This window comes from Mesorhizobium sp. WSM4871, assembly GCF_055811295.1.
This window is the reverse complement of sequence record NZ_JBVVPU010000009.1, coordinates 48,256-72,202: the sequence shown is the minus strand read 5'-3', so window position 1 is coordinate 72,202 and position 23,947 is coordinate 48,256. Positions and strand designations below refer to the sequence as shown.

The window sequence follows — 23,947 nt, the reverse complement described above, 5'->3', positions numbered from 1 at the left end:
GAGCGGCCGCCACGCGATTGCGGAACCAGACCGGGCAGCGCGGTTGCGGCTGCCCGGCTGCGCTGCGATCAAACGCGATAGTAGCGGTTTGCGCGCTTCTCTGCCTCTTCCATCGCCTCCTGCGGCGTGGCCTGGCCGGTCACGGCCTTGGCGAACATGTCGACCAGGACATAGTCGGCCATGGTCGCCGCCGAGGCATAGCCGAGCGGCCCGGCAAAGCCATTGGGACGCAGCGTCGCCGAGGCCTTGGCGTAAGCGGCATTGTTCGGGTCGGCCGTCCAAACAGGATTGTTGTCGAAGGCTTTGAGTGTCTGGCAGCAGTAGCCGGCCGAGGAGGTGACCCACTGCGCCATTTGCTGTTCCTCGAACATGAACTGCAGGTAAGCCTTGGCCGCATTGGGGTAGGGCGTGTAGTCGAAAATGACGGCCGTGGTCACCTGGAACAACTCGACGGATTTCCCGACAGGGCCGATCGGCAGGTTGGTCGTGCGTATATCCTTCGCCATTTCAGCCAGTTTGGGATCATTGTCCTTGTTGATCTTGGCCGTGTTGTAGGCGGAAATGCCGTTGGCGATGACGCTGAGTTCGCCGGCCAGGAAGGCGCGGTTGTTGTTCACGTCGAGCCAGCTCTCGGTCCCGGGAATGAAGGTCTTGTAGAGCTCCTGTGCATATTCGATCGCCTTCAGCGTCTCCGGGCTGTTGATCGTCACCTTGCCGCTCTCGTCGACCATCTGGCCGCCATGGCTCCACAGCAGCCAGTGAGCGTAGTTGTTGCCGTCGCCGACGCCGTGGCCGTGCGTGAAGCCGGCCGGATGTCCCTTCGCCTGCAACGCCTTGCAAAGCTCGAGGAGGCCTGCCGTGTCCTTCGGAAACTCAGAGAAGCCGGCCTCCTTCACCCAGCTTTCCCGATAGACGATGGCATTGCCGATGGTTGCCAGCGGCAGGCCGAGGAATTTTCCCTCCCGCGTCGCATATTGCTTTGGTCCGTCGTGCCAGCCGCCATATTTCGAGCCGAGATACTCGCCCAGTTCCGTCACGTCGTGCAGCTTGTCGGGATACTGATGCGGGTCGTCGAACCAGACCAGCATGAGATCTGGACCGGAGCCGACATTGGCGGCAACCGCCGCCTTGGGGCGAATGTCCTCCCAGCTTTCCTTGTCGACGCGAACCTCGACGCCTGTCGCCTCGGTGAACCGCTTGGTGTTGGCCAGCCATTGGTCCTCATCGCCCTGTACGAAGGGCGACCAACGCAGCATCCGCAGCTTGGCGCCGTCCTCGGGCTTGTATGTCAAGCCCTCCTGGGCAAAGGCGGGAGTGCCGACGAAGCGGCTTCCCAGGACTCCCGCCGCGGCGCCGGCGGTGGTGCGGATCACGTCACGTCTGGTGAATTTCATGCTCGTTTCCTCCTGTTATTCGTTGCCGTGGTTCTTACTGTTCGCTGCGCGTCTTGAATCGCTTTCCGGTTTCGCCGTGGAAGAGATGAATGAGGCCAGGCTCGGCCGTGAGCCGTATGGTCTCGCCCGGCGTGAAGGAATGGCGCTCGCGGAAATTCGCGACGATCTCTTCGCCCCCTTCCGTCCGGCCGATGACCTGCACTTCCGATCCGCTTGGCTCGACCACCACGACGGTGACCGGAATCCCCTGGTCGGACAGTCGTAAATGTTCGGGCCGTATTCCCAGCACCACCGGTTCGCCATTGCCGATGGACAGTGCTGTGGCCAACGGGACTGAAACACCGCCGGAGCCGCGAAACGACGGCGAGCCACCATCGGTCGTGACTTCGCCCCGCAGCATGTTCATGGCGGGCGAGCCGATGAAACTGGCGACAAAGAGGTTATCCGGCCTGTCATAGAGTTCCAGCGGCGGCCCGATCTGCTCGACCAGGCCGTCATGCATGACCACGATCTTGTCGGCCATGGTCATCGCCTCGATCTGGTCGTGGGTGACATAGACCGTCGTGGTTTTCAGGCGCTGGTGCAGTTCCTTGATCTCGGCGCGCATCTGCACCCTGAGCTTGGCGTCGAGATTGGACAGCGGCTCGTCGAACAGGAAGACCGCCGGATCGCGCACGATCGCCCGGCCCATGGCGACACGCTGTCGCTGGCCGCCGGAAAGCTGGCGAGGATAGCGCGCCAGCAACGGCACCAGCCCGAGGATTTCGGCGGCGCGCTGGACGCTGGCGCCGCTTTCGGCTTTCGAAACGCCCTTGAGCATCAGCGAAAACGCCATGTTCTCGGCGACGGTCATATGCGGGTAGAGCGCGTAGTTCTGGAAGACCATCGCGACGTCGCGTTCTTTTGGCGCTACGTTGTTGACGACACGCTCGCCGATCGCGATCTGGCCACGCGAAATCTTTTCCAGGCCGGCGATCATCCTGAGAAGGGTCGATTTTCCGCAGCCCGACGGTCCGACCAGCGTGACGAACTCGCCGTCGTCTATGTCCACGCTGACACCGTGGAGAATCTCGACGGTCCCGAATGATTTGTAGACATCGCCGATCGCGACAGACGCCATCGATTTCCTCCCCGATTGCTTTCCTGCGATGCCTATGAAGGAAACCGCTGCCTGTCTGGCCGCGATATCCCAAGCTCCTCCCTGGTCACGCGGCAACAGACGGTAGCGCTACCAAACCGGCCTGTAAAGCGGCGGCGGCAAACGCCTTTCTTCGTTGGTCCTGGTCGTGGACGGCGCCGTCTAATGCATGTCGCGCAAAAGTGTGCAGCGGTTTTGGGATAACGACATGCATAAAAACAAAAACCTAAAGCGCGTCGCATGAGGCCGGCCGAACGCGACGCGCTTTAGTCGGAAACTTCCGTTTGCGGCCGGTCACGGCCATCTGCCAGTTCGTCGTGCCATTTGCCGTCGGCGTCCTCGTACTGGATACCGTCCGTGGTGCCGGCGACCTGCTGCTCGGCCGAGGCGATCTCGGCGGCGCGCAGCGCGTCCTGGTGATTGGGAAACGTCTCGGAGAATGTCGAGCCGACCTTGTAGGCCCAGCCCCCATCATGCTCGACGATCTTGTAAGTCAGCTTCGCCATAAAGTCCTCCGGTTGAAAATCCTCATCTGCTCAATGCAGCCTGCCATCGGGCAATCTCTCGTCGGGAACCAGTACGTCCGATTCCTTCGCCGCTTCGATCAGTGCCCGACGCGCATCCGCGGTCGAACGATAACCTTCCAGCACTTTGAGGCAAGTGTCGAGAGCATCGCGATGCCGAGGGCCGCGATTGAGCGGCCAGGTCGTCATCAGACACTCGGCCGCCTCCCGGGTGCTGCGGATCTCGCGATATTTGCCGACATGGCCAAGTTCGACCACCACTGGCTTTTCAAACGGCTTGTTGTCCACCATCGCCGCCAACGCGGAGCGGCCGATTTGGTTGCAACGCCCTCGGCGTAAAGGTCTCAAAGCTGCGGTCCAGAGCAATCGCTTCGGGTCTGCGCCGCCCCTCATCGCCCTGCCGGGCACTTCTCCCCGTATGTGACGGGGAGAAGGAGCCTTCGCTGAGTATTTCGCCAATCTCCAGCGCTGCGGAAAGAACACCGAAGTTGCGGCCAAGTCCCTTCTCCCCGTCACATACGGGGAGAAGGTGCCGGCAGGCGGATGAGGGGCGGCGCCGACATCGACAATTGGCCGGTCGAGCGCCCGCTTTTGCTGAAGCGATTGCCCTGGGCAGCGGTCATTGAGGCCGCAGCCATTGGAAACGGGCCGGTCAGCCCGCTGCCTTCATCCAGTGCTGCATGGTCGTCACCGAGCGCGCAAGCTGTGGCGCCGGATGGATTTTCTCGCCGAAGGTCGCCGCGGCGCGCCACGCCCAGCGCGGGTCGGCGAGAAAGGCGCGGGCCAGCGCCACCATGTCGGCGCGGCCGTCGGCGACGATCGCCTCGGCCTGCCTGGGATCGTCTATCAGGCCGACGGCCCGCGTCGGGATGCCGGCGCCCTTGCGCACCGCCTCCGCCAGATGCACCTGGTAGCCCGGGCCTGTCGGCAGCTTCTGCAAGGGCGAATTGCCGCCGCTCGAGCAGCAGAGATAGGCCACGCCCGCCGCCTTCAACGCCTTCGCCACCTCGATCGCCTCCTCGACATCGAAGCCGCCATCGACCCATTCCTTGACCGACAGGCGGGCGCCGAGCATCAGCTTCGGCACGGCCTTTTTCACCGCCTTGGCAATCTCGACGGCAAACCGCATGCGGTTTTCCAGCGAGCCGCCCCAGCGGTCGGTGCGCTGGTTGGAAAGCGGCGACAGGAACTGGAAGATCAGATAGCCGTGCGCGGCGTGCAGCTCGATGAAGTCGAAGCCGGCGCGTTCGGCACGCCTGGCCGCCTCGGCGAAGCGTTCGATGATTTGCAGGATCTCCTCGTCTTCCAGCGCCCGCGGCACCTGCCAGCCCGTGTCGTAGGCGATTGCCGAGGCGGATACGATCGGCCACGGGTCCTGATCCGGATTCAGCGGTCCGCCGCCTTCCCATGGTTTCTGGTTGGAGGCCTTGCGGCCGGCATGGGCAAGCTGGGTGCCGAATTTCGTGCCGGGGGCGGCGACGCGCTTTGCGGCGTCCAGCGTGCGCCGGGCGGCTGCCTCGTTGTCGTCGGAATAAAGGCCGAGGCAGCCATGCGAGATGCGGCCGCGGCGCTCGACGTCGGTCATCTCGACCGTGACCATGCCGGCGCCGGACATGGCGAGATTCATCCAGTGATACAGATGCCAGTCGCCGGCCGAACCGTCATCGGCGGAATACTGGCACATCGGCGCCACCGCTATGCGGTTCGGGAAAGTGAGGCCGTCGAGCGTGATCGGCTGGAAAAGGGATGTGGTCATCAAAATGGGCTCCGGGAGGGGTTGTCGCTATTTAGGCAAAGGATTGCGCCGGCGCCAGACACGAGGCGGTGAAACGCGCTCTGGACCAATGACTATCAGGATTGCGCAAAAATCGGTTCGAGGCTAACGCATGGCCGAAATCCGCCGCCGCAGCCTTTCTGCATCCAGGCGGCACGCGGCGCCGTAGTCCTCGCGCCGGCAGCAGGAGCCCGTTCATGGAAGATCGCATTCGCATCCGTTCGGAGGAAATTCTCTCCGACGACTGGGCAGTCCTGAAAAAGACCATCCTCGATTATCGCCGGCGCGACGGGCAATGGGAGACGCAGATCCGCCAGACCTACGATCGCGGCGACGGCGCGGTGATCCTGCCTTACGACCCGCAGCGCTCGACGGTGCTCCTGGTGCGGCAGTTCCGCTATCCGGCCTATGTCACCGGCCACCGCGAGCCATTGATCGAGGCCTGCGCCGGACTGCTCGACGAGAACGATCCGGAAACCTGCATCCGCAAGGAGGCCGAGGAGGAACTCGGCTATCTCCTGAAGGATATGGAGCGGCTGTTTGCGCCTTACATGAGCCCCGGCAGCGTGACCGAGCGGCTCTGGTTCTTCACCGCGCGCTATTCGCCCGCCGACCGCATCTCGGCCGGTGGCGGCGCGCCGGATGAAGGCGAGGACATCGAAGTGCTGGAGATGCCGCTGGACGAAGCCCTGGCCGGCATCGCTGACGGCCGCATCGTCGATGCCAAGACGATCATCCTGATCCAGCACCTGAAGCTGAACCCGATCCGGGCTTGATCCATGCATGGGCCTGGAGATCGCGAGGGAGTGCGCCGGCGACCGGGCCGGCTGCAACGCTTTGGCGCGAAGGCGTTTCTCCTGGTCTTGAATGTTGCGCTGCTGGTCCGTTACCGGCGCCTGACCCAGCGCTTCTTCGAAAGGATGCGGCATCTGCCGAACTTCGCTGCCCCGGCGACCTTCACGGAGAAGATACATTGGCGCAAGATTTTCGATGACGACCCGCGTTTCGCGATCGTCCTCGACAAGCTGCAAGCCAAGGAGTTCGTCAGGGGTCGGCTCCCCTGGCTGCATGTCCCGGCAGTGCTGTGGCAAGGCGACAATCCGCGCGACATTCCCTTCGGCGGATTGAAAGTCCCCTACATCGTCAAATGCAATCACGGCTGTGCCATGAATGCCGTCGTTGCGGATCCCGCTCAGGCCGACAGCGGCGCAATCATTGCCGACATGAGCCGGCATCTCGGCGAGACCTATGGCGACCGCAAGCTGGAACGCGGCTATGCCCATATCACGCGCAAGGTCTTCGTCGAGGCGCTGATCGGCAAGGATCAGGGCTATCAGCCCATCGACTACAAATTCAATGTGGTCGCCGGCCGTGTCGCTCTTGTCGTGGTCACCGCCTTCCGCTCGAGCGTCCGCAAGACGGCGCTTTTCGATCGCGACTGGCGGCGGCTGGCGGTTGCCCAGGGCGGCATCGACGCGACGCTGGAGATTGCCAGGCCGCAAAGCTTTTCGCGCATGGTCGAGGCGGCCGAGGCGCTGGGCGGCGAATTCGACATGATACGGGTCGATTTCTACGAAGATGCGGGCGAACCGGTCTTTGGAGAATTCACGATCTATCCCCGCAGCGGCCTGCAGCAATTCGACCCGCCGGCCTTCGATCGTGAGCTGGGCGCGCGTTGGAACATTGCCGCGTCCCGCTATCTGAATTTCCCACCGGGCCTGTTTGCACGCTGGCACCGGGCAGCCCTTGCCGCCGCCGGCCACATCTGACCACGAACTGCCGCCATTGTTGCCGGTGCGGGCAGAAATCAAACCCATATAGTTAGCAGGAGCTAATTTAGCTCCGTTGTGACTGTTCCTCATTCCTGCTAGGCTCGATGAGCGTCAGCAGGGAAAGGGGACATCCATGATCAATCGCGGTTCGTTCGGCCGCGTAGCGGCCGTTTGCGGCATGCTCGCAATATTCTCGTTTGCCGGCAACGGTTTGGATGGCATCTCGGGAACCCGCTTTGTCGGCACGGCAGAGGCAAAGACGGTCGTCATCCAGAGAACGACCGTCTACATCAACACTCTGCCCAAAGGATGCGTGAAGACCACCTACAGCGGCGGGATCGTCGTCTGGAAATGCGGTACGAAATACTACCAGCCCTATAACAACCGCTACGTGCTCGTTTACATCAAGTAAGCGCGGCGGACTCTGGGAGAGGCCATCAGGCCGAGGACGTCAAAACAATCGGTGCTCGCGAGACATGGCGCGCCGGCCGCTGCAATCGGACGATTATGTGCCATAGCGATTTGCTTCGATCGTTTTGACGAACCTTAAGAACGCGGTCACTGTCATAGACAAACCGCGCCTCAGCCTTGTCGAGCAGTTCATTGTCATGCGCTAGACTGATTGTTTCGCACGTGATTGTACTTCTCAAAAACGCCGATAGCGTTTTTGATGATCTGGCGCGTCACATCGTGCAAATCGCGCGTTTGCTCCAAGGCTTTCACGTATTTTCCGACGCGGCAATGCAGGGGTTCGCCCCGATCCCGGGCGATACCGTTGCTATCGAGCAGGTGCCCGAACTTCTTCTGCAGTATGTATGAAGACGGTCGAGCGCGGCACTAATGCATGTCGCGCAAAAGTGTGCAGCGGTTTTGCGGTAACGACTTGCATAAAAACAAGTTGTGGCAATTGTAACGACAGCGACCAACCGCACGATACCGCCGCGTCTCAACGTTCTCGGCGCAACAAGCCCTCAAGGCCGCCGCTGCGATAATAGGCATAGAGCAGTCCGAGCAGCCATAACGGGATGAACGTATCGGTAAATGCCGGCATGAGATTGTATGGAGCGAAATCGCCCTCGACGAGCAGCTGGTGCACATGCCCGTAGGCTGCGCCCAGCATGAAGAACGACCAACCGAGCGCGGTCGCCAGCCAGAACCCACCGCCGATGAAGACGCACAGAAAGCCAAGGATGCCCCAGGCGCCGTCGTGCAGCCCGACCTCGAATTGGAATGGATTGCCGGGCGGCCAGCCAATCAGCTTTGCCGCCGCGTCGGCGAAGAAGACGTGCGGGATGAAGCCGAAGATGAAGCCGACGGCGCCAACGTCAAACACGAATGCATAGACGAGGAACAGGCGCAGGATATTTCGGTGCGTCCAGGGCCCTTTGGTGAATGTCAGATGCAGCAATGGTAGCAGCATGCTCAGAAGCACCAGGACGACGTTGACCATGCGTTTCCTTTTCGGCAGCGGCGGTAACGCGCGGCCGCATGGATAACAACACAAAGCTGAGAGGTTATCAACGTACACTGAGCGGCTTGGCGTGCGCTGGAATTGCCGAACCCTGCCGTGCTTTGTGGAGCAGGTGGCACCACAAGCTCGCGTCCAGCTTCCTTAGCTTCGTGCAACTCGCAACGATCCGCATCTGGATCAGGTTTGTCCACACGACCTAGGCTTGTTGGCGGCGATGTCCATGCGGTCATCGCGATATTCCTGTGCTCGCCCTGTCGAGCTCGATACTGGTGCGGACGACGGGAATCGAACCCGTACGATCAGAGATCGAGGGATTTTAAGTCCCTTGCGTCTACCAATTCCGCCACGTCCGCAGGCTCTTTCGTTTCAACTACTTAGGCGATTTCGTCAATTGCCGTTGTGCAGCCCCGGAAAAGCGCTGTGCAAAAAAGCTCTCTCTTTTCATGCATCAGTGGCCTTTCGGCCGTCCTTTGCCTTCCATGCACGCTACCAAAATCTGGTTCAAGAGAGGCCTCGATCCAGGGTTGGTCTGCTCCGATCGGCCGGCATTTCCTGCAAGGATGGAGTCTTTTCATCTGTTCGGCTGATGTGCCGGAGCATGGAAGAGACATGGATGTACGCTGGTCCCTACCGACCTCAACAGACCCGGCTCGCTGGCTGTCCCCGCCGGCGCGCCTTTCAAGCGCTGTTGTAGATCGGGCAGGGGGCTTGGTCTGCCCGCGCCTCTCCCGGAGGCGCGGGTTTTTTGTGTTGTGGATATCTTGCCGTACAATGATTGACTCTCGCCTCGTGCCGAAAAGAATGAGGGCTCCAACCGGACAGGTCCAATGCAGTCCACGATCGATATCTCGCCGTCATCCGCAAGCGCCGAAGTCAACAGCTTCGTTGTCCTGGCGCCGTCCGGTACGGAATTCCGCTCCCAGGCAGCCTTGCGCGAGGTCGAATCGTTCTTGAAGGGGTGTTTCCCGAATCTCGATTTCTACGCTAATGGCGACGGTTTGCCATTCGAGGGCGACTACAAGGTCCTGCCAATCTGCGGCGTCGCGGACAATGACCCCATCCTTGTCCTTCCCGATCGCGTCTTGATGCGTGGCATAGCCGCCGCGTTGAAAGGTTTCCGTCCCGGCCATTCGCCAACGCTTCACTAAGGTGTGTTGAGATTCAGGCCTACTTAGACCTTTTCGAGCGTTAGCGCTGCCCCTCACCTGCCTGCCGGCATCCTCTGCCCGTATAGTGACGGGGAGAGGGGCGCTCCCATCGATGATTTCGCCAATCTCCAACGTTCCAGGAATGGTGCCGAGGCTGCGGCCAGCCCCCTTCTCCCCGTCACTATACGGGGAGAAGTGCCCGGCAGGGCGATGAGGGGCGGCGCTAAGATCAACAATTGGCGGGCCGCAAACGCAGGGAACTACATGCAGGCTGGAACCACTTGAATCTCAACACCCCTGATGCATTTCGCGTAAGCGCGACGGCTGGTTATCCCGGCGATCCTGGCGAAGCAAACGATCAGAACTTGTAGTTCAGGTTGACGCCCAGCGTATGCAGCTTCACGTCCTGGTCGCGGTTGAGAAAATCGTCCGGCGCGTCGTAATGTTCCTTGCCGAAATCGTAGTAGCGGTACTGCGCGCCGACGACGAATTTGTCGGTCAGGGCAAAGTCGACGCCGGCGCCGATCGTCCAGCCGGCGGTCGTTTCCGTTTTGGCAAAAGCCGTGCCGGCATTTTGTGACGTTTCGATGCCGGCAAAGGCGACGCCGCCAACGCCGTAGACCAGCACACGGTCCATGGCATAACCGGCCTTGGCGTTCACGGAGCCGAACCACTTGACGTCGGTGCCTAATGAATTTCCCGGCTCTGCCTCGGCGCTGCCGTCGATCGCGGAATAGTTGAGCTCGGCCACAGCGCCGATCACCGCGTGATCGAATTGCCAGAGGCCGGCGACATGGCCGCCGATGAAGCCGCCATCAAGGTCCGGCGCGCCGGAAAATGGCTCGCCTTCCGTTCCCCTTATGTCGGAGCTGCCCCATCCATATCCGGCCTGCAGACCGGCATAATAGCCGGTCCAGTCGAATCCGGGCGCGGTCATCGGCAGATTGCTCGTCGGGTCGGCGGCAAAAGCCGGCCCGGCCAGAGCGATCAGAAATCCAGCGCTTGCGAGCGTGAGGCGACGCATCGATCTCCCCGAACCTCGGTCCAGAACAATCCTTCAACTGAAGGTAGCGTGATTTGCCGCAAAACGGAATCGCATTTGTTGCAGGCCGACAGTGGACGCTTCGTTGGGCTTGAAAAAGGCGTGCCCCTATTTGGCGTCGATGAAATCGAGCACCGACTGGCTGTATTCGTCCGGCGCCTGCAGCATGGCGAAATGGCTGGCATTGGGCAGGATGATCTCCTTGGCGCCAGGGATGACCGAGGCCATGTAGTCGGTGTGCATGCGCTTGATCGCTTCGTCATGATCGCCGGCGACTATGGCCGTCGGCGTCGTGATCTTGCCGAGCTGTTCTTTGGTCCAGGCCGGTTGCGTCTCCCACATGTGGCTGATCTGCGCGACGAAGGCGTCGTATTCGCCAGGCGTCTTGGAAAGCCGGGCATAATCCTTGCCGGAACGCACGATGTAGGCGCCGAAAATCTTGTCTGTCATCACGCCGGGATCGAGGCCATCGGTGGTGACGTTGGCCGCCTGCGCATACAGCCTCGTCAGCCGCTCGGGATGGTGAAGCGCGATGTCGAGGCCGATAATGCCGCCGTCGCTCCAGCCGACCAGCGCCGTCTTGTCGATCTTCAGATAGTCCAGCAGCGCCAGATAGTCCGATGCCATCAAATCGTAACCGAAGGGCTGATCCGTACGGGTCGAACGGCCGTGGCCGCGGCTGTCGGCGACGATCACCTTGTGGGTCTTGGACAGGGTGGCCACCTGGCTCGCCCAGATATCGGCATGGCCGAGGCCGCCATGGATCAGCAGCACCGGGTCGCCCGCGCCGAAAACGGCGTAGTACATCTCGATGCCGTTGACCGGTGCGTAGCCGCTTTGCTCGGACTTGGGCATGGCAACTGGCTCCGGCAAGGTCTGCCAGCGTTCCTCGGCGGATGCATGGCCGGCCGCGATCAGGAACAGGGTAACGAAGGCGAGCGCTTTCAGGTGCCGGATCATGGCTTTCCTCACGGAGATTTCGGACTGTTGATTGAACGTCTTTTTAAGGTGGCAAGTCAACGAAGGGGCGGCGCCCGACCTGAAACGAAACCTGCTTCGGCGGGCGGGGGCTGGTGCAAATCAGTTCTAGGTATAAAATCCTAGCATGACTACCGTCACAATGCAACGGGTTTCGACTGGCGACAGGGGCAATCGCCTTGCTCTCTCTCGGGGGGAAGGGAAGGCCTCACGCGCGATCCGCTGATCTCGCTGGTCAAAACGCCAGCGGCTTGGCACAGTCGAACAAACAGGAGTCCCTCCATGCCGAAGACCGGGACCAAACCCAGGCCCTGGGCCGAAATGGCGACGCATCTGGTCGATGTCGCGATGGGCCGCAAGCCCGCCGATCTCGTCATCCGCAACGGGCGCTGGGTCAACGTCCATTCCGGCGAGATCATCGCCGGCACCGATATCGCCATCGCCGGTGGCCGCTTTGCCTATTGCGGCCCGAATGCCGGCCATGCCATCGGCCAGGGCACGAAAGTGGTCGATGCCGGCGGGCGCTATCTGGTGCCGGGCCTTTGCGACGCGCATATGCATGTCGAGAGCGGCATGGTGACGGTGACGGAGTTCTGCCGCGCCGTCATCCCGCACGGCACCACTTCGATGTTCATCGATCCGCATGAAATCGCCAATGTACTGGGCTTGCCGGGCGTACGGCTGATGCATGACGAGGCGGTCGCCATGCCGGTCAACGTCCATGTGCAGATGCCGTCCTGCGTGCCCTCCGCGCCGGGGCTGGAGCATGCCGGCGCCGAGCTGACGGTCGCCGATGTCACTGAAGCGATGACGTGGGAAAACATCATCGGTCTCGGCGAGGTGATGAATTTTCCCGGCGTCGCCGCCAACGATCCGGTGATGGCGGGCGAGATCGCCGCCACGGTGAGGGCGGGCAAGACAGTCGGCGGGCATTACGCCTCTCGCGATCTCGGCCTGCCGTTCCACGGCTATGTCGCCGGCGGCCCCGAGGACGATCACGAGGGCACGCGCGCCGAGGACGCCATCGCCCGCGTCCGCCAGGGCATGAAGGCGATGCTGCGGCTGGGCTCCGCCTGGTACGACGTTGCCTCGCAGATCAAGGCGGTGACGGAGAGCGGGCTCGATCCGCGCAACTTCATCCTGTGCACCGACGACAGCCATTCCGGCACGCTTGTTCACGAAGGCCATATGGACCGGGTGGTCCGCCACGCCATTCGACAAGGCTTGAAGCCGGTGACGGCGATCCAGATGGCGACGCTCAACACCGCCCAGCATTTCAGGCTGGAGCGCGAGATCGGTTCGATCGCGCCGGGCCGGCTCGCCGACATCCTCATCGTTTCCGATCTGGCGGCAATGACCATCGACGAGGTCTATGCCCGCGGCGTCAGGCTGGCCAAGGGCGGCAAGCTCGAAATCGACATTCCGGCCTATGACTATCCCGGAACGGCCAGGAACACCGTCAAGCTCGGCAAGAAGCTGAAGGCCGGGGATTTCGACATCGCCGCCCCCAAGGGCGCCAACGAGGTGCGGGTGCGCGTCATCGGCGTGATCGAGAACCAGGCGCCGACGCGCGCGCTGGAAGCCGACCTTCCGGTCGAGGATGGGCTGGTTGCCATGGACCGCCGCAACGATGTCTGCCAGATCGCGCTGGTCGAGCGCCACAGGGGCACGGGCGGCGTCACCAACGCTTTCGTCTCCGGCTTCGGCTATATCGGCGATTGCGCCATGGCCTCCAGCGTGGCGCATGATGCGCACCACATCATCGTCGTCGGCACCAACAAGCAGGACATGGCGCTGGCGGTCAACCGGCTGGGCGAGGTCGGCGGCGGCGTGGTGCTGTTCTCCGGGGGTAAGGAACTGGCGCTGGTCGAAATGCCGATTGCCGGGCTGATGTCGGACGAACGCGCTGAAATCGTCGCCGCCAAGGCGGACAAGCTCACCGACGCCATGCGCAAGATGGGCTGTTCGCTCAACAACGCCTACATGCAGCATTCGCTGCTGGCGCTGGTCGTCATCCCGGAACTGAGGATTTCCGATGTCGGCCTGATCGACGTGACGACCTTCCGGAAAGTCGACCTGTTCGTCTGAACACCCGACGGCGGTTATCCCCCAGTGGCGATGGTCAGCACCTTGAACGGCGTCGTGATGACGATCTCGGCAACCGAGCCGACGGCCTTGCCGAGGCCTTCGCCGAGATTGTTGAGCTGTGCCGGATCCGGTTCGTCCGAAGCCAGGCCGGCCGGTGCGCGCAGGCGATCACCCAGCAATTGCACCAGGATCGGGTTGTCCGCGAACTTGGCATGGTTCAACCGGTCGCCGCCCTTGGTCTGGCTGAGGTCGACCACGGACACGCCATAGCTGGCCAGGTCGGCCGCATCGCCATAGTCGCCGACGCGCGGCTTGTCGCCCGAGATCAGCGACGACAGCTTGAGCGCCCGATCGTCGGCGGAAAGCAGGATGGCGAACGGCTTGTCGGGTTTGCCGTAGCGGATCATCTGTTTCTTGAACACGTCGACATCGATGTCCGGCGAGGCCAGGACGACATAGCCCAACTTCCCGCCAAGATCGCGATCGCCGGTGATGGCGAGCTGGCGCAGCGCCTCCATCGTCACCCAGTTTCCCATCGAATGGGCGATGATGTCGATGCTTTTGGCCCGTGTTTTTGCGAGCATTCGCAGCGTCGCTTCGAGATCGTCGCGCGCGGCGTTGGCGCTTTCCTTGTCGTAGATGTAGCCGGTGGTCTTGCCGCTCGACGCCCAGGAGAACAACACCGGAGTGCCGGGATATTTGGTGTCATGCGCAATCTGCGTCAGCCGGTAGATGCCGTCGTCGAAGCCATTGTTGAAACCATGCACGAAAACCAGGGCCCGATCGCCGCGCATGGCGATGTCGGCGCCGACCGCCTTGGCGAATTGCGGCGCGCCCTCGTAATAAGTGACGCCGGTGGCGGTGAAATCCTTCACCGGGTTGCTGTTGGCGGAGCCCCTGGCACGCTCGATGGCGCCGACCTGATGAACCTTGGGAACGGTCACATCGACGCTGGCATAGCTGGTGGTCAGCGAGCGATCGCCGTTGAACACCTGTCGCGGATCTTTGGTCGCCTTCTGGCGGGTGGTAGCCACGAAAATCTCATGTGTGGCTGCGATGTCGGAGGCCGGGGCCGCGACTGTCGTCTTGTTGAGAAGGTCGTGTGTATTGCGGCCGGCGCAGCCGGTGACGGCGAGCGCGAACGCAACGACGATGAAAATCTTCGAACGCACGGTCGCGCCGGCTCCCGCTGGGGGGTCACTATGTCTTGAACTGTTTCGATAAAGGCAGTGTCCGGCCCGGTCCAGTTGAAAGTGATGGTGCGGCAATCGTGAACACCCCACGACGGGGGCTTACTGCGTCAGCAGGTTGATGCGATCGGTCACTTCCCGGTCGCTGGCAAAGCCGTCATCCTCGCGCAGCCGCTGGCCAATCATCTTTACCAGCTCCGGATTGTCGGCGAACTTGTTGTGGTTGAAGCGATCCGATCCCTTGACGCTGGAAAGGTCGACGACGGTCACGCCGTAGGAGGCAAGGTCGGCGGCGTCCTTGTAGTCGCCGACGCGTGGCCGCGCGCCGGCAATCAGGCCGGAGAGTCTCAGCGCCCGGTCGTCATCGGACAGCAGCAGGATGAACGGCTTGTCCGGCTTGCCGTAGCGGCGCATCTGGCTCTTGAACACGTCGACATCGATATCGGGCGAGGCCAGCACCACGTCGCCGAGCTTGCCGCCGAGATCGCGGTCGCCGGTAATGGCGAGCTGGCGCAGCGCTTCCATGGTCACCCAGGTTCCCAGCGAATGGGCGACGACGTCGATGCGGCGCGCCCCGGTCTGGGCAAGCATCCTCAGCGTCACCTCCAGCTGGTCGCGGGCGGCACTTGCGCTTTCCTTGTCGTAGACATAGTCCGTGGTCTTGGCGCCCGACGCCCAGGAAAACAGCACCGGCGTGCCGGGATAACCGGAATCGTGGACGATCTGGGTGAGGCGGTAGACGGCGCTGTCGAAGCCGGTGTTGTAGCCATGCACGAAGACCATGACGCGGCCGCCGCGCGCCGCGATATCGGCGTTGAGCGCGCTGGAGAATTGCGGCTGGGTGTCGTAGCCGACGACCTCGGAGGCCATGAAATACTTCGCCGGGTCGTTCGACTTGCCGCGCGAGCGCCGTTCGATCTGGCCGGCCTGATGGATTCCCGGCACCGTGACATTGACGCGGGCGTAATTCAGCGTGGCCGAACGCTCGCCGTCGAAAACCTTGTTGGGGTCGTCGGAGCGCTTGCGCGTCGTGGCGATGAAGATCGAGTGGTTGCCGGCAATTTCCGTCACCGGCGCGGACACGATGGCGCTGCCGAGCAGTTCCTCGGTTTGCCGGCCACCGCAGCCTGCCATCAGCAAGGCAAGCGCAAAAATGCAAATCGTCTTCAAACGCACTTAGAAATTCCAACTCCGGCCGAAAGGCCCATCTACCCCCGCGACACCTCCCGGACAGGCGAAGTGCGGCGGAAGTAAGTCGTGTCCAGCGGAAATCCGATCAGCGTCCGGCGACAGCCATCGCACTGTTGCGCGAAAGCCAGAGCGGCGGCAGGAAGGCCGCCTGGCATGAACAAACGCCTGCAAGCGCTTGCAAGGATTCCGAGAATGCCTTTGGCGGGCATGCAGGATGGCCGGACAATGGCTTTGCCAGGCCGGATGTGTAATAGGCGGAGATCAAACGCGCGCACAGGCGATCCCGGATGATCCTGCCATGAACAGTTTTTCTTCTCGCGTCGCCATCGCCGCCGCCGCGATCCGGCAGATCTTCCCGCAGACGCCGCTGCAGGAAAACGACTATCTGTCGAAGAAGACCGGCGCGCGCGTACTGTTGAAACGTGAAGACCTGTCGCCGGTCCGCTCCTACAAGATCAGGGGCGCCTTCAACTTCTTCCGCAAGACGCTCGCCGCCGGCAACGATGCCGAGCTGTTCGTCTGCGCTTCAGCCGGCAACCATGCGCAGGGCTTTGCCTTCGTCTGCCGCCATTTCGGCAAACGAGGCGTGGTCTTCATGCCGGTGACGACGCCACAGCAAAAGATCGACAAGACGCGGCTGTTCGGCGGTGAATTCGTCGAGATCAGACTGGTCGGCGATTTCTTCGACGACTGCTACCGCGCCGCCCTGGAATTCACCGAAAGCTCACGCGCGCACATGGTGCCGCCTTTCGACCACAGGGACATCATCGAAGGACAGGCGACTGTCGCCTACGAGATATCGGACCAGATGCCGGGCGCGCGCATGCCTGATATCATCATGCTGCCGGTCGGCGGTGGCGGTCTGGCCGCTGGCGTCACGCATTATTTCGCCGACCAGCGCCGCGAGGCGCGCTTTGTTTTCTGCGAGCCGGCCGGCGCGCCGAGCCTGAAGGAAAGCCTCGCCAGCGGCAAACGCATCAGGCTCGCCAAGGTCGACAATTTCGTCGACGGCGCGGCGGTGGCCGAGATCGGCCGCGAGCCGCTGCGCCATCTCAAGGAATTTCCCGCCGATGCGGTGCGGCTCATTCCGGAAAACCGGCTCTGCGCGACCATGATCGAGATGCTCAACGTCGAAGGCGTGGTGCTTGAGCCGGCCGGCGCGTTGGCGATCGACGCACTGAAGGATTTTTCGAAGAAGGAAATCAGGGGCAAGACCATCGTCGCCGTGGTTTCAGGCGGCAATTTCGACTTCGAGCGGCTGCCGGATGTGAAGGAAAGGGCGCTGCGCTTCGAAGGGTTGAAGAAATACTTCATCATCCGTTTTCCGCAACGGCCGGGCGCATTGCGCGACTTCCTCGAAATGCTCGGACCCGACGACGACATCGCCCGCTTCGAATATCTGAAGAAATCGGCGCGCAATTTCGGCTCGGTGCTGATCGGCATCGAGACCAGGGACCGCCGCAATTTCGATCTGCTCAAGGCGAACTTCGACACCGAGGGCGTTCAGTATCAGGACATTACCGACAACGAGACGCTGGCGGGATTCATCATATGAGCGGCCAGGTCGGATGAGCGACCGGGGAAAGGTCTTCGTCGCGCTGTTTTCCGGCATCAATGTCGGCGGCAATCGCATCGTCAAAATGGCGGAGCTGAAATCGTTCCTTGGAGAACTCGGCTTTGCCGATGTCGCCACCTACGTGCAAAGCGGCAACGCAGTTTTTCGGGCGCGAAAGGGCGACGCCGCCAGTCTGACCAAACAGCTGGAAGCCGCCTTCGAGAAGAAGTGGGGGTTCCATTCCCGCATCATGGTGCGCGATCTCGGCTGGTTCGAGCGGCTGGTGAAGGAAAATCCCTACCCGGATGTCGCGGCAGAGCCGACAAAGCTGCACGCCTATGTGCTCGAGCGCCAGCCAACCGCCGACGAGATCGCGCGGCTGGCCGAAAAATGCACAGGTCCCGAGAGTTTTGAGATCAAAGGCGACGTGCTTTACCTGCACGCCCCGCACGGGCTCGGCAAATCGGTTTTCGCCAATCTTATTCCACGCACCCTCAAAGTGCCTGGCACCGCCCGCAACTGGCGCACGGTCCTGACGCTGCTGGAAATGGCCGGCAAGGCCGGCGACAACTGAGCTCAGGCCATTTACGCGGCCTGGGCGCCCATAGCCGCTCCCGACGAGGTGATCGCTTACCAGGCTCCGGTGTTCGCCATCGAGGCCCAAGGCTCGGCTTTGGCCTTGGCCGGACCTTTCTGTAAAAGCTCGATCGAGATGCCGTCCGGCGACCTGACGAAGGCCATGTTGCCGTCGCGCGGCGGCCGGTTGATGGTGACGCCCTTGTCCATCAGGCGCTGGCAGGTCGCGTATATGTCGTCGACCTCATAGGCGAGGTGGCCGAAATTGCGGCCGCCCTTGTAATCTTCCGGATCCCAATTGTAGGTCAGCTCGATCAGCGGCGCCTTGTCGGCAATGCCGCTTTGCTCGTCTTCGGACGCGGCGAGGAAGATCAGCGTGAAGCGCCCCTGTTCGTTTTCATGGCGGCGCACTTCCTTGAGCCCGAGCTTGTTGCAGTAAAAATCGAGTGAGGCATCGATGTCGGCGACGCGGACCATGGTGTGGAGGTAGCGCATGTGATTTCCTCGAATTGTTGCGTTGCGGGGGAACATAGGGGCCGCCCGGCCAAAGGGCAATCGCTGCAACAAATCGGGTATTCCTGTATGGAACCGTGAAAAAAGGCACGTCAGGTCTTGCACACTTGGGAAGCCGCGGTGTTAATCTCATGTCAAGAATCAGTTGTGGTGTTCTTGGCAAGAGGGGGCGTTCTTATGGGGGAAAAAGCCTCTTTCATGGGGCGGGACGGGACCGGTAGCGACGCCTTGAATCGGGACGAGAGGGGCGATGCGGCCGATCTCGTTGAGATTGCGGGCGCCATCAAATGGTTCGACGTGGCCAAGGGCTACGGTTTCATTCTCCCTGATGACGGCTCTTCAGGCGATATTCTCCTTCACGTGACCTGTCTTCGCAAGGACGGCTTCCAGACGGCGCTGGAAGGCGCGCGCGTCGTTTGCCTCGTCAAGCAGGGCGAGCGCGGCTTGCAGGCGTTCCGCGTGCTCTCGATGGATGTCAGCACGGCGATCCATCCCGCCGAAATGCAGGATCAGCGCACGCATGTCTCGGTCACGCCGGAAAGCGGCCTCGAACGGGCGCTGGTCAAATGGTTCAACCGCACCAAGGGGTTCGGTTTCCTGACAAGGGGCGAGGGCACCGAGGACATTTTCGTCCATATGGAGACGCTGCGTCGCTACGGCATCACCGAGCTCAGGCCCGGTCAGGTCGTGCTGGTCCGTTTCGGGCGCGGTGACAAAGGCCTTATGGCTGCCGAAATTCACCCTGATATGGGGACCTTGCCGGTTTCACATTAGGACGATTTCCGGCCGAGGACTTTGGATGGCTCACAGGAACTGGCTGACGGCGAGCGCGCTCTGCGCCGCAATTGCCGTCATCGTCGCCGCCGGCGCTTTCTTCTATTCGCAGCAGCCGACCTCGGCCGATGGCCGGGCGATGATCCTTCCCGTCGACCCGCAGCCGCTGATTGCGGTGACCAAGAGCGGGGAACGCTCTTTCTCCATCGAGGTCGCCGACACCTCCGCCGAGCGCGAGGCCGGCCTGATGTTTCGCGAACAGATGGCCGACGATCACGGCATGTTGTTCGTGTTCGAGGCGCCCAGGGAAGTGAATTTCTGGATGAAGAATACGCCGCTGCCGCTCGACCTGATCTTCGTCGGCCAGGACGGCAGGATACGGGCGATCAAGCAAGGTGAGCCGCAATCCGAGGCGATCATCTCGCCCGGCGTGCCCGTGCGTTTCGTGCTCGAGTTCAAGGCGGGCACGGCTGCCAGGGAGGGCATCGGGGATGGCGACCTGTTGCGCCACCCGGCAATCGGCGGGAGCAAATGATTTAGCCGATGCAGTTCTTCTCTCACGATGGCTTCGACCTTGCCTTCCTCGATCGCCAGCCGGCGTCGGGCGAGGGCGATCCGGTGCTGATGATCCACGGCTTTGCCTCCAGCCACTACGTCAACTGGGTGTCGCCTGGCTGGTTCAAGACGCTGAACGATGCGGGCTACCGCTCCATCGCCCTGGACAATCGCGGCCATGGCTCATCGTCGAAGAGCTACGAAGAGGCCGACTATACGCCGGACCGGATGGCCTCGGACGCTGCGGCCCTGCTCGACCATCTCGGCATCGAGCGCGCCCATGTCATGGGCTATTCGATGGGCGCGCGGATATCGGCGTTCCTGGCGCTTTCGGACCCGGACAAGGTGGCCACACTGGTGTTCGGCGGCCTTGGCATCGGCCTGGTCGATGGCGTTGGCGACTGGGATCCGATCGCCGACGCGCTGCTGGCCGAGGACCCGAGCACGATCAGCCATGCGCGCGGCCGCTCGTTTCGCGCCTTCGCCGACCAGACCCGAAGCGACCGGCAGGCGCTCGCCGTCTGCATCGTCGGTTCCCGGGCATCGATGAGCGAGGACGATGTCGCGCGCATTGCCCAGCCGACCCTGATTGGCGTGGGGACCAGGGATGACATCGCCGGTTCGCCGGACGAACTGGCCGCCTTGATGCCGAACGCCAGGGCATTTCACATCGAGGGTCGCGACCATATGTTGGCGGTCGGCGACAAGACCTTCAAGCAGCGGGTGCTGGAGTTTTATGCGGAGAACCCGGTGTGAGTAAGGTCCGCCTCTTCCTTCTCCCACACAAGGGGATAAGGAAGAGGACTTGCGCTCATGCTTCTAGCGCCTTGAGCGATCGCGCCATGTTTTGCCGGGCCTGCGGTTCGAACCGCCGCCGGAATTCCTCGGTGTGGAAGATATGCGGGCGGGCGAGGAAGGTCTTCAAGACCGCGCCGCGGCCGGCGCGCCACATCGGTTCCTCGACCCAGCCATACTCCTTGCGGACCGCTTGCTCATAAGCGTCGAAGGCATCTGGCGCCGCACCCAGGATCGCCAGATCCATATCGAGGAAAAGCGCTGCATCGCGGATAAAATCGCCACCGCCAGGGCTTTGAACGCCGGGCAACTCATGCGTGGCGGTGGCTGATATCATCGCCGCTATGCGCTCCATGCGCTTCGCATCGGTGCGGCCGGCGAGTTTTGCCTCGGCAAGTGCCGCGCTCCTGGCCTCATTGTCCTTGGCCCGGCTGTCATAGATGGCGTCGTGGAACCAGATCGCCGCTTCGACCGCTTCAGGGTCGTTCAGTGAAGCCCGATAATCGCCGGCCAGCGCCAGCATCGCCTCGATATGGGAGAGATTGTGATAGTGACGGCTCTCTGCCTGATACAGCGCGGAGAGCTCGCGTTTCAACGGTTCGTCGATCAAGGGTTCGTTTTCCATGGCCGCTTGATTTTCCGTGAACCAAATCCATTTGATCAAGCACTAAGGAAAATTGAGTTCACCCGTGCTATGATCTGGCTTATAGAGCATGTCGCCCAAAGGTGCGCAGCGGTTTTGGGACAACGATATGCTCATGCGCATTATGCGGCCGGAGAATAGGCAAGCCGGAGACATTCAGATGGCCGGAGAGCTTTGATGAACAGCATTACCATTGCCCGCCCCTCGATGGTGAAGCCGATCGACCCGATCTGGCGCTCGATCCGTGATGAAGCGATGGAAGCGGTCAACCGCGATCCGTTGCTGGCGGCGTTCCTCTATTCGACCATCCTCAACCAGGAAAGCCTGGAGGAAGCGGTCATCCATAGGCTGGCCGAGCGCCTCGACCACCAGGACATCGGTTCCGATCTCATCCGCCAGACATTCAAGGCGATGGCGGCCGACGACAAGGACTGGTCGGCGACGGTGCGCGTCGACATCCAGGCCTATTACGACCGCGACCCGGCCTGCGACCGCTTCATCATGCCGGTCCTATATTTCAAGGGCTTTCACGCCATCCAGACCCATCGTCTGGCGCATTGGCTGTGGAACCAGGGCCGCAAGGATTTCGCGCTCTATTTGCAGAGCCGGTCGTCCTCGGTCTTCCAGACCGACATCAACCCGGCTGCGCGCATCGGCAAGGGCATCTTCCTCGACCACGCCACCGGCTTTGTCGTCGGCGAAACCGCGGTCATCGAGGACGACGTGTCGATACTGCACGGCGTGACGTTGGGCGGAACCGGCAAGGCCGGCGGCGACCGTCATCCCAAGATCCGCCGCGGCGTGCTGATCGGCGCCGGCGCCAAGATCCTCGGCAACATCGAAATCGGCCATTGCTCGAAGGTCGCGGCGGGCTCGGTCGTGCTGTCGCCCGTGCCGCACAACAAGACGGTTGCCGGCGTGCCGGCCCGTGTCGTTGGCGAGACCGGCTGCGACCAGCCTTCGCGGCAGATGGACCAGCTTTTGCCGTCGCAGTCGATGGAGCATGTCGTCAGCTTCGACATCTGACGTAAGGCGCGGACCACAGCTGAATCCGGTTGTAGGCCCGGGGGACGTTGTTTCTCTCGCCGGCTTGCCTTTACATCGCCATTGTCGACGTGTCAGAAGCGCGTCTCTAATGCGCGTCGCCCAAAAGTGCGCAGCGGTTTTGGGACAACGACACGCATACAAAACAAGATCTGAAGCGTGTCGTATGCATCCCCTCGGACGCCACGCGCTTTCGCAAGCCCGACGATCGGAGAGAACTGTTGAAGCCGGACGAAATCAGAAAGCTGGACGCCTATTTCAAGCGTGTCTTCCAGAATCCCAAGCTCGAGGTGAAGGCGCGGCCGCGCAAGGATGATTCGGCCGAGGTCTATGTCGGCGACGAATTCCTCGGCATCGTCTTCAAGGACGAGGACGACGGCGATTACAATTTCTCGATGGCGATCCTCGACATCGACCTGGCCTGAGGGCGGAATTGGCGGCCGGACCTTCGGCCGACCTGCCCGAACGGGCCGCGCTAACGCCCGGTTTTCAGGATACGTGCGGCCTCGGCGGCGATCGCCGCGTCAAGCGCCTGCCAGTCGCCGAGAAATTCCCGGGGAAAGCGGTAGCTGAGGCTGAGATTGTCGCCGACCTGGATGTCGCGTTCGCAAGGCGCCAGCGATTCCGCCGCGCTCGGTCCGCTCAGGCAGCGCGCCACGAACGGATCTTTGCCGGGGCGCCCGGCGACCGCCAGCACCTCGTTGAGGTAACCTGATTTCTCGGTGAAACCGTAGAGCGTGGTGCCGCCCGGGCCAGGCGTGCCGGGCTGCGCGATCAAGGCGCTGTAGATCGGCGCGAAACGGCCGCTCATGTCGCGCGACATCATCTGCTGCTCGAACGACAGGAAGACGATGTTCCCGCGGGGACCGATGTGGTTGAAATCGTCGCGCGCGGCCGTGCTGTAGCCGTCCATCTCGGGATAGCGCAGATAGAGGTCGAGGCGCGAGGCGATGCCGTCGCGGCGGGCCTGCTCGAAGCGGATGAAATTGGCCGGCACGGCGATGACATTGTTGCCGATAACGATCTTATGGATCATGGTGTCGTCCGTATAGCCGGCCATGGCGATCGAGCGACCAAACCATTTGCCGCCAAGGCTGATCGCCACCGAAAGCAATGCCAGCGTTGCGAAAGCGTAGAACACCCGCTTCATCAGCGTGGAATCGACAGCGGTGAGCTGCGGGCCCTTGGCGGCGGCTACTTGCTTCATCGTGATCCCCGACGTCGACCATCCGTCACAAAATGTTCCCCCTGGGTGTGGCCCTCGGGTGTCCCAGGGCGGCACATCAGGCGCGGCATGGCCCTTGCAGCGCTCGTGTCGAATGCGACTGTGCGATTTCATGGTAAACGGATGGTAAAGATGGGTCCGGTCGAACACACACTCTTCGCTTTTATGTTTGGGCTGACGGCGTGCGGCCTGGTCGGAGCGGCAATGGAGTTGATGTCGGGCCGCCGGCTCGCTTTTGCCGAACCCTATGTGTCGCCGAAGCACATGCTGCGCACGCTGCTGGCGACGGCATGCGCCGGTCCGCTGATGTTCATCAACGACGCCCTGGATTCCTGGCGGGAAGGCCATATTTCGACACTGGCGCTCATCTCTTGCGGCTGCACCGCGACGATCTGGGCGTTGGCTTTGGGCATCGCGCTGATCGACATTGCATCCCGGGCGGGTGCGCTTCTAGTCTCTGCAAGCTTTTAGTGCATGTCGCGCAAAAGCATGCCCTTGGGCTTGACCCGAGGGTGTGCAGCGGTTTTGCGGTAACGACATGCATAAGACGTAGTGTG

27 protein-coding genes and 1 tRNA gene are annotated in these 23,947 nt (G+C 62.1%); 14 read left to right on the top strand and 14 right to left on the bottom strand.

The genetic code is table 11. The annotated features are described in order from the left end of the window. Nucleotides 1-68: 68 nt before the first annotated feature. The 5 genes from AC0L2H_RS19240 to AC0L2H_RS19220 form a co-directional block, all read right to left on the bottom strand. Entirely contained in the window at nucleotides 69-1,394 is a 1,326-nt protein-coding gene (locus tag AC0L2H_RS19240) for an ABC transporter substrate-binding protein (protein ID WP_473591693.1), read from the bottom strand. A 34-nt stretch (nucleotides 1,395-1,428) separates the two neighbouring features. After that, nucleotides 1,429-2,514, bottom strand: a complete 1,086-nt coding sequence (locus AC0L2H_RS19235; protein WP_473591692.1) for an ABC transporter ATP-binding protein — start codon at nucleotides 2,512-2,514, stop codon at nucleotides 1,429-1,431. A 284-nt stretch (nucleotides 2,515-2,798) separates the two neighbouring features. Continuing rightward, nucleotides 2,799-3,038 (bottom strand): DUF2188 domain-containing protein, encoded by a 240-nt coding sequence (locus AC0L2H_RS19230; protein ID WP_006333070.1) that lies wholly within the window; start codon nucleotides 3,036-3,038, stop codon nucleotides 2,799-2,801. A 30-nt stretch (nucleotides 3,039-3,068) separates the two neighbouring features. Continuing rightward, the gene (locus tag AC0L2H_RS19225; RefSeq protein WP_473591691.1) at nucleotides 3,069-3,554 is read right to left on the bottom strand and encodes a DUF982 domain-containing protein; all 486 of its coding nucleotides are present in this window, start codon (nucleotides 3,552-3,554) and stop codon (nucleotides 3,069-3,071) included. 154 nt (nucleotides 3,555-3,708) lie between these two features. Next, nucleotides 3,709-4,812, bottom strand: coding sequence for an NADH:flavin oxidoreductase/NADH oxidase (locus AC0L2H_RS19220; RefSeq protein ID WP_473591690.1), 1,104 nt, complete (start codon nucleotides 4,810-4,812; stop codon nucleotides 3,709-3,711). Nucleotides 4,813-5,027: 215 nt separating this feature from the next. On the opposite strand from AC0L2H_RS19220, the gene AC0L2H_RS19215 reads away from it, so the two are divergent. From AC0L2H_RS19215 to AC0L2H_RS19200, 4 genes are all read left to right on the top strand, one after another. Next, nucleotides 5,028-5,606: an NUDIX domain-containing protein gene (locus tag AC0L2H_RS19215; RefSeq protein ID WP_473591689.1), complete on the top strand. Its 579-nt coding sequence runs from the start codon at nucleotides 5,028-5,030 to the stop codon at nucleotides 5,604-5,606. Between the two features lie 30 nt (nucleotides 5,607-5,636). Beyond that, nucleotides 5,637-6,599 carry an ATP-grasp fold amidoligase family protein gene (locus tag AC0L2H_RS19210; protein WP_473591688.1) on the top strand — a complete coding sequence of 321 codons (963 nt, stop codon included), beginning with the start codon at nucleotides 5,637-5,639 and terminating at the stop codon, nucleotides 6,597-6,599. A gap of 136 nt (nucleotides 6,600-6,735) precedes the next feature. After that, on the top strand, nucleotides 6,736-7,014 hold the full coding sequence (locus AC0L2H_RS19205) for a hypothetical protein (protein WP_473591687.1): 279 nt from the start codon (nucleotides 6,736-6,738) through the stop codon (nucleotides 7,012-7,014). Between the two features lie 221 nt (nucleotides 7,015-7,235). Next, on the top strand, nucleotides 7,236-7,421 hold the full coding sequence (locus AC0L2H_RS19200) for a hypothetical protein (RefSeq protein ID WP_473591686.1): 186 nt from the start codon (nucleotides 7,236-7,238) through the stop codon (nucleotides 7,419-7,421). Nucleotides 7,422-7,548: 127 nt separating this feature from the next. Here AC0L2H_RS19200 and AC0L2H_RS19195 read toward each other — a convergent pair whose 3' ends face one another. Both AC0L2H_RS19195 and AC0L2H_RS19190 read right to left on the bottom strand, forming a co-directional pair. Continuing rightward, entirely contained in the window at nucleotides 7,549-8,052 is a 504-nt protein-coding gene (locus AC0L2H_RS19195; protein ID WP_473591685.1) for a DUF6790 family protein, read from the bottom strand. A gap of 288 nt (nucleotides 8,053-8,340) precedes the next feature. Next, nucleotides 8,341-8,426, bottom strand: a tRNA-Leu gene (locus AC0L2H_RS19190). A 474-nt stretch (nucleotides 8,427-8,900) separates the two neighbouring features. Between AC0L2H_RS19190 and AC0L2H_RS19185 the strand changes: the two genes are divergently transcribed. Further along, a complete protein-coding gene (locus AC0L2H_RS19185) occupies nucleotides 8,901-9,221 on the top strand; it encodes a hypothetical protein (RefSeq protein ID WP_473591684.1) in 321 nt (106 codons plus the stop codon). A 358-nt stretch (nucleotides 9,222-9,579) separates the two neighbouring features. On the opposite strand, the gene AC0L2H_RS19180 is transcribed toward AC0L2H_RS19185, so the two are convergent. Further along, nucleotides 9,580-10,245 carry an outer membrane protein gene (locus tag AC0L2H_RS19180; protein ID WP_473591683.1) on the bottom strand — a complete coding sequence of 222 codons (666 nt, stop codon included), beginning with the start codon at nucleotides 10,243-10,245 and terminating at the stop codon, nucleotides 9,580-9,582. Between the two features lie 126 nt (nucleotides 10,246-10,371). Beyond that, on the bottom strand, nucleotides 10,372-11,223 hold the full coding sequence (locus AC0L2H_RS19175) for an alpha/beta fold hydrolase (RefSeq protein WP_473591682.1): 852 nt from the start codon (nucleotides 11,221-11,223) through the stop codon (nucleotides 10,372-10,374). 300 nt (nucleotides 11,224-11,523) lie between these two features. On the opposite strand from AC0L2H_RS19175, the gene ade reads away from it, so the two are divergent. Next, nucleotides 11,524-13,329, top strand: a complete 1,806-nt coding sequence (gene ade / locus AC0L2H_RS19170) for an adenine deaminase (protein WP_473591681.1) — start codon at nucleotides 11,524-11,526, stop codon at nucleotides 13,327-13,329. 14 nt (nucleotides 13,330-13,343) lie between these two features. On the opposite strand, the gene AC0L2H_RS19165 is transcribed toward ade, so the two are convergent. Together AC0L2H_RS19165 and AC0L2H_RS19160 are read right to left on the bottom strand one after the other, a co-directional pair. Then, entirely contained in the window at nucleotides 13,344-14,501 is a 1,158-nt protein-coding gene (locus tag AC0L2H_RS19165; protein ID WP_473591680.1) for an alpha/beta hydrolase, read from the bottom strand. A 120-nt stretch (nucleotides 14,502-14,621) separates the two neighbouring features. Then, nucleotides 14,622-15,653, bottom strand: a complete 1,032-nt coding sequence (locus tag AC0L2H_RS19160) for an alpha/beta hydrolase (RefSeq protein WP_473591902.1) — start codon at nucleotides 15,651-15,653, stop codon at nucleotides 14,622-14,624. 355 nt (nucleotides 15,654-16,008) lie between these two features. Between AC0L2H_RS19160 and ilvA the strand changes: the two genes are divergently transcribed. Beyond that, on the top strand, nucleotides 16,009-17,265 hold the full coding sequence (gene ilvA, locus AC0L2H_RS19155) for a threonine ammonia-lyase IlvA (protein ID WP_473591679.1): 1,257 nt from the start codon (nucleotides 16,009-16,011) through the stop codon (nucleotides 17,263-17,265). 13 nt (nucleotides 17,266-17,278) lie between these two features. Next, entirely contained in the window at nucleotides 17,279-17,839 is a 561-nt protein-coding gene (locus AC0L2H_RS19150) for a DUF1697 domain-containing protein (protein WP_473591678.1), read from the top strand. Nucleotides 17,840-17,895: 56 nt separating this feature from the next. On the opposite strand, the gene gloA is transcribed toward AC0L2H_RS19150, so the two are convergent. Further along, nucleotides 17,896-18,336, bottom strand: coding sequence for a lactoylglutathione lyase (gene gloA / locus AC0L2H_RS19145; protein ID WP_473591677.1), 441 nt, complete (start codon nucleotides 18,334-18,336; stop codon nucleotides 17,896-17,898). Between the two features lie 195 nt (nucleotides 18,337-18,531). Between gloA and AC0L2H_RS19140 the strand changes: the two genes are divergently transcribed. Genes AC0L2H_RS19140 through AC0L2H_RS19130 form a run of 3 tightly spaced genes read left to right on the top strand, consistent with a single transcriptional unit; the run spans nucleotide 18,532 to nucleotide 20,439 of the window. Next, the gene (locus AC0L2H_RS19140) at nucleotides 18,532-19,128 is read left to right on the top strand and encodes a cold-shock protein (RefSeq protein ID WP_097577476.1); all 597 of its coding nucleotides are present in this window, start codon (nucleotides 18,532-18,534) and stop codon (nucleotides 19,126-19,128) included. Nucleotides 19,129-19,153: 25 nt separating this feature from the next. Beyond that, nucleotides 19,154-19,663, top strand: coding sequence for a DUF192 domain-containing protein (locus AC0L2H_RS19135; protein WP_473591676.1), 510 nt, complete (start codon nucleotides 19,154-19,156; stop codon nucleotides 19,661-19,663). A gap of 8 nt (nucleotides 19,664-19,671) precedes the next feature. Continuing rightward, complete coding sequence (locus tag AC0L2H_RS19130; protein ID WP_473591675.1) at nucleotides 19,672-20,439, top strand: alpha/beta fold hydrolase; 768 nt, start codon at nucleotides 19,672-19,674, stop codon at nucleotides 20,437-20,439. 55 nt (nucleotides 20,440-20,494) lie between these two features. Here the strand turns inward: AC0L2H_RS19130 and AC0L2H_RS19125 are convergent, their stop codons facing one another. Beyond that, nucleotides 20,495-21,103 (bottom strand): HD domain-containing protein, encoded by a 609-nt coding sequence (locus AC0L2H_RS19125; protein WP_473591674.1) that lies wholly within the window; start codon nucleotides 21,101-21,103, stop codon nucleotides 20,495-20,497. 195 nt (nucleotides 21,104-21,298) lie between these two features. Here AC0L2H_RS19125 and cysE point away from each other — a divergent pair, with 195 nt between their 5' ends. After that, nucleotides 21,299-22,147 carry a serine O-acetyltransferase gene (gene cysE / locus AC0L2H_RS19120; RefSeq protein WP_473591673.1) on the top strand — a complete coding sequence of 283 codons (849 nt, stop codon included), beginning with the start codon at nucleotides 21,299-21,301 and terminating at the stop codon, nucleotides 22,145-22,147. A 239-nt stretch (nucleotides 22,148-22,386) separates the two neighbouring features. Next, a complete protein-coding gene (locus AC0L2H_RS19115) occupies nucleotides 22,387-22,590 on the top strand; it encodes a DUF3126 family protein (RefSeq protein ID WP_013531334.1) in 204 nt (67 codons plus the stop codon). Between the two features lie 50 nt (nucleotides 22,591-22,640). Here the strand turns inward: AC0L2H_RS19115 and AC0L2H_RS19110 are convergent, their stop codons facing one another. Further along, the gene (locus AC0L2H_RS19110) at nucleotides 22,641-23,372 is read right to left on the bottom strand and encodes a hypothetical protein (RefSeq protein ID WP_473591672.1); all 732 of its coding nucleotides are present in this window, start codon (nucleotides 23,370-23,372) and stop codon (nucleotides 22,641-22,643) included. An 87-nt stretch (nucleotides 23,373-23,459) separates the two neighbouring features. Here AC0L2H_RS19110 and AC0L2H_RS19105 point away from each other — a divergent pair, with 87 nt between their 5' ends. Then, a complete protein-coding gene (locus AC0L2H_RS19105) occupies nucleotides 23,460-23,861 on the top strand; it encodes a DUF6949 family protein (RefSeq protein WP_473591671.1) in 402 nt (133 codons plus the stop codon). Nucleotides 23,862-23,947: the final 86 nt, after the last annotated feature.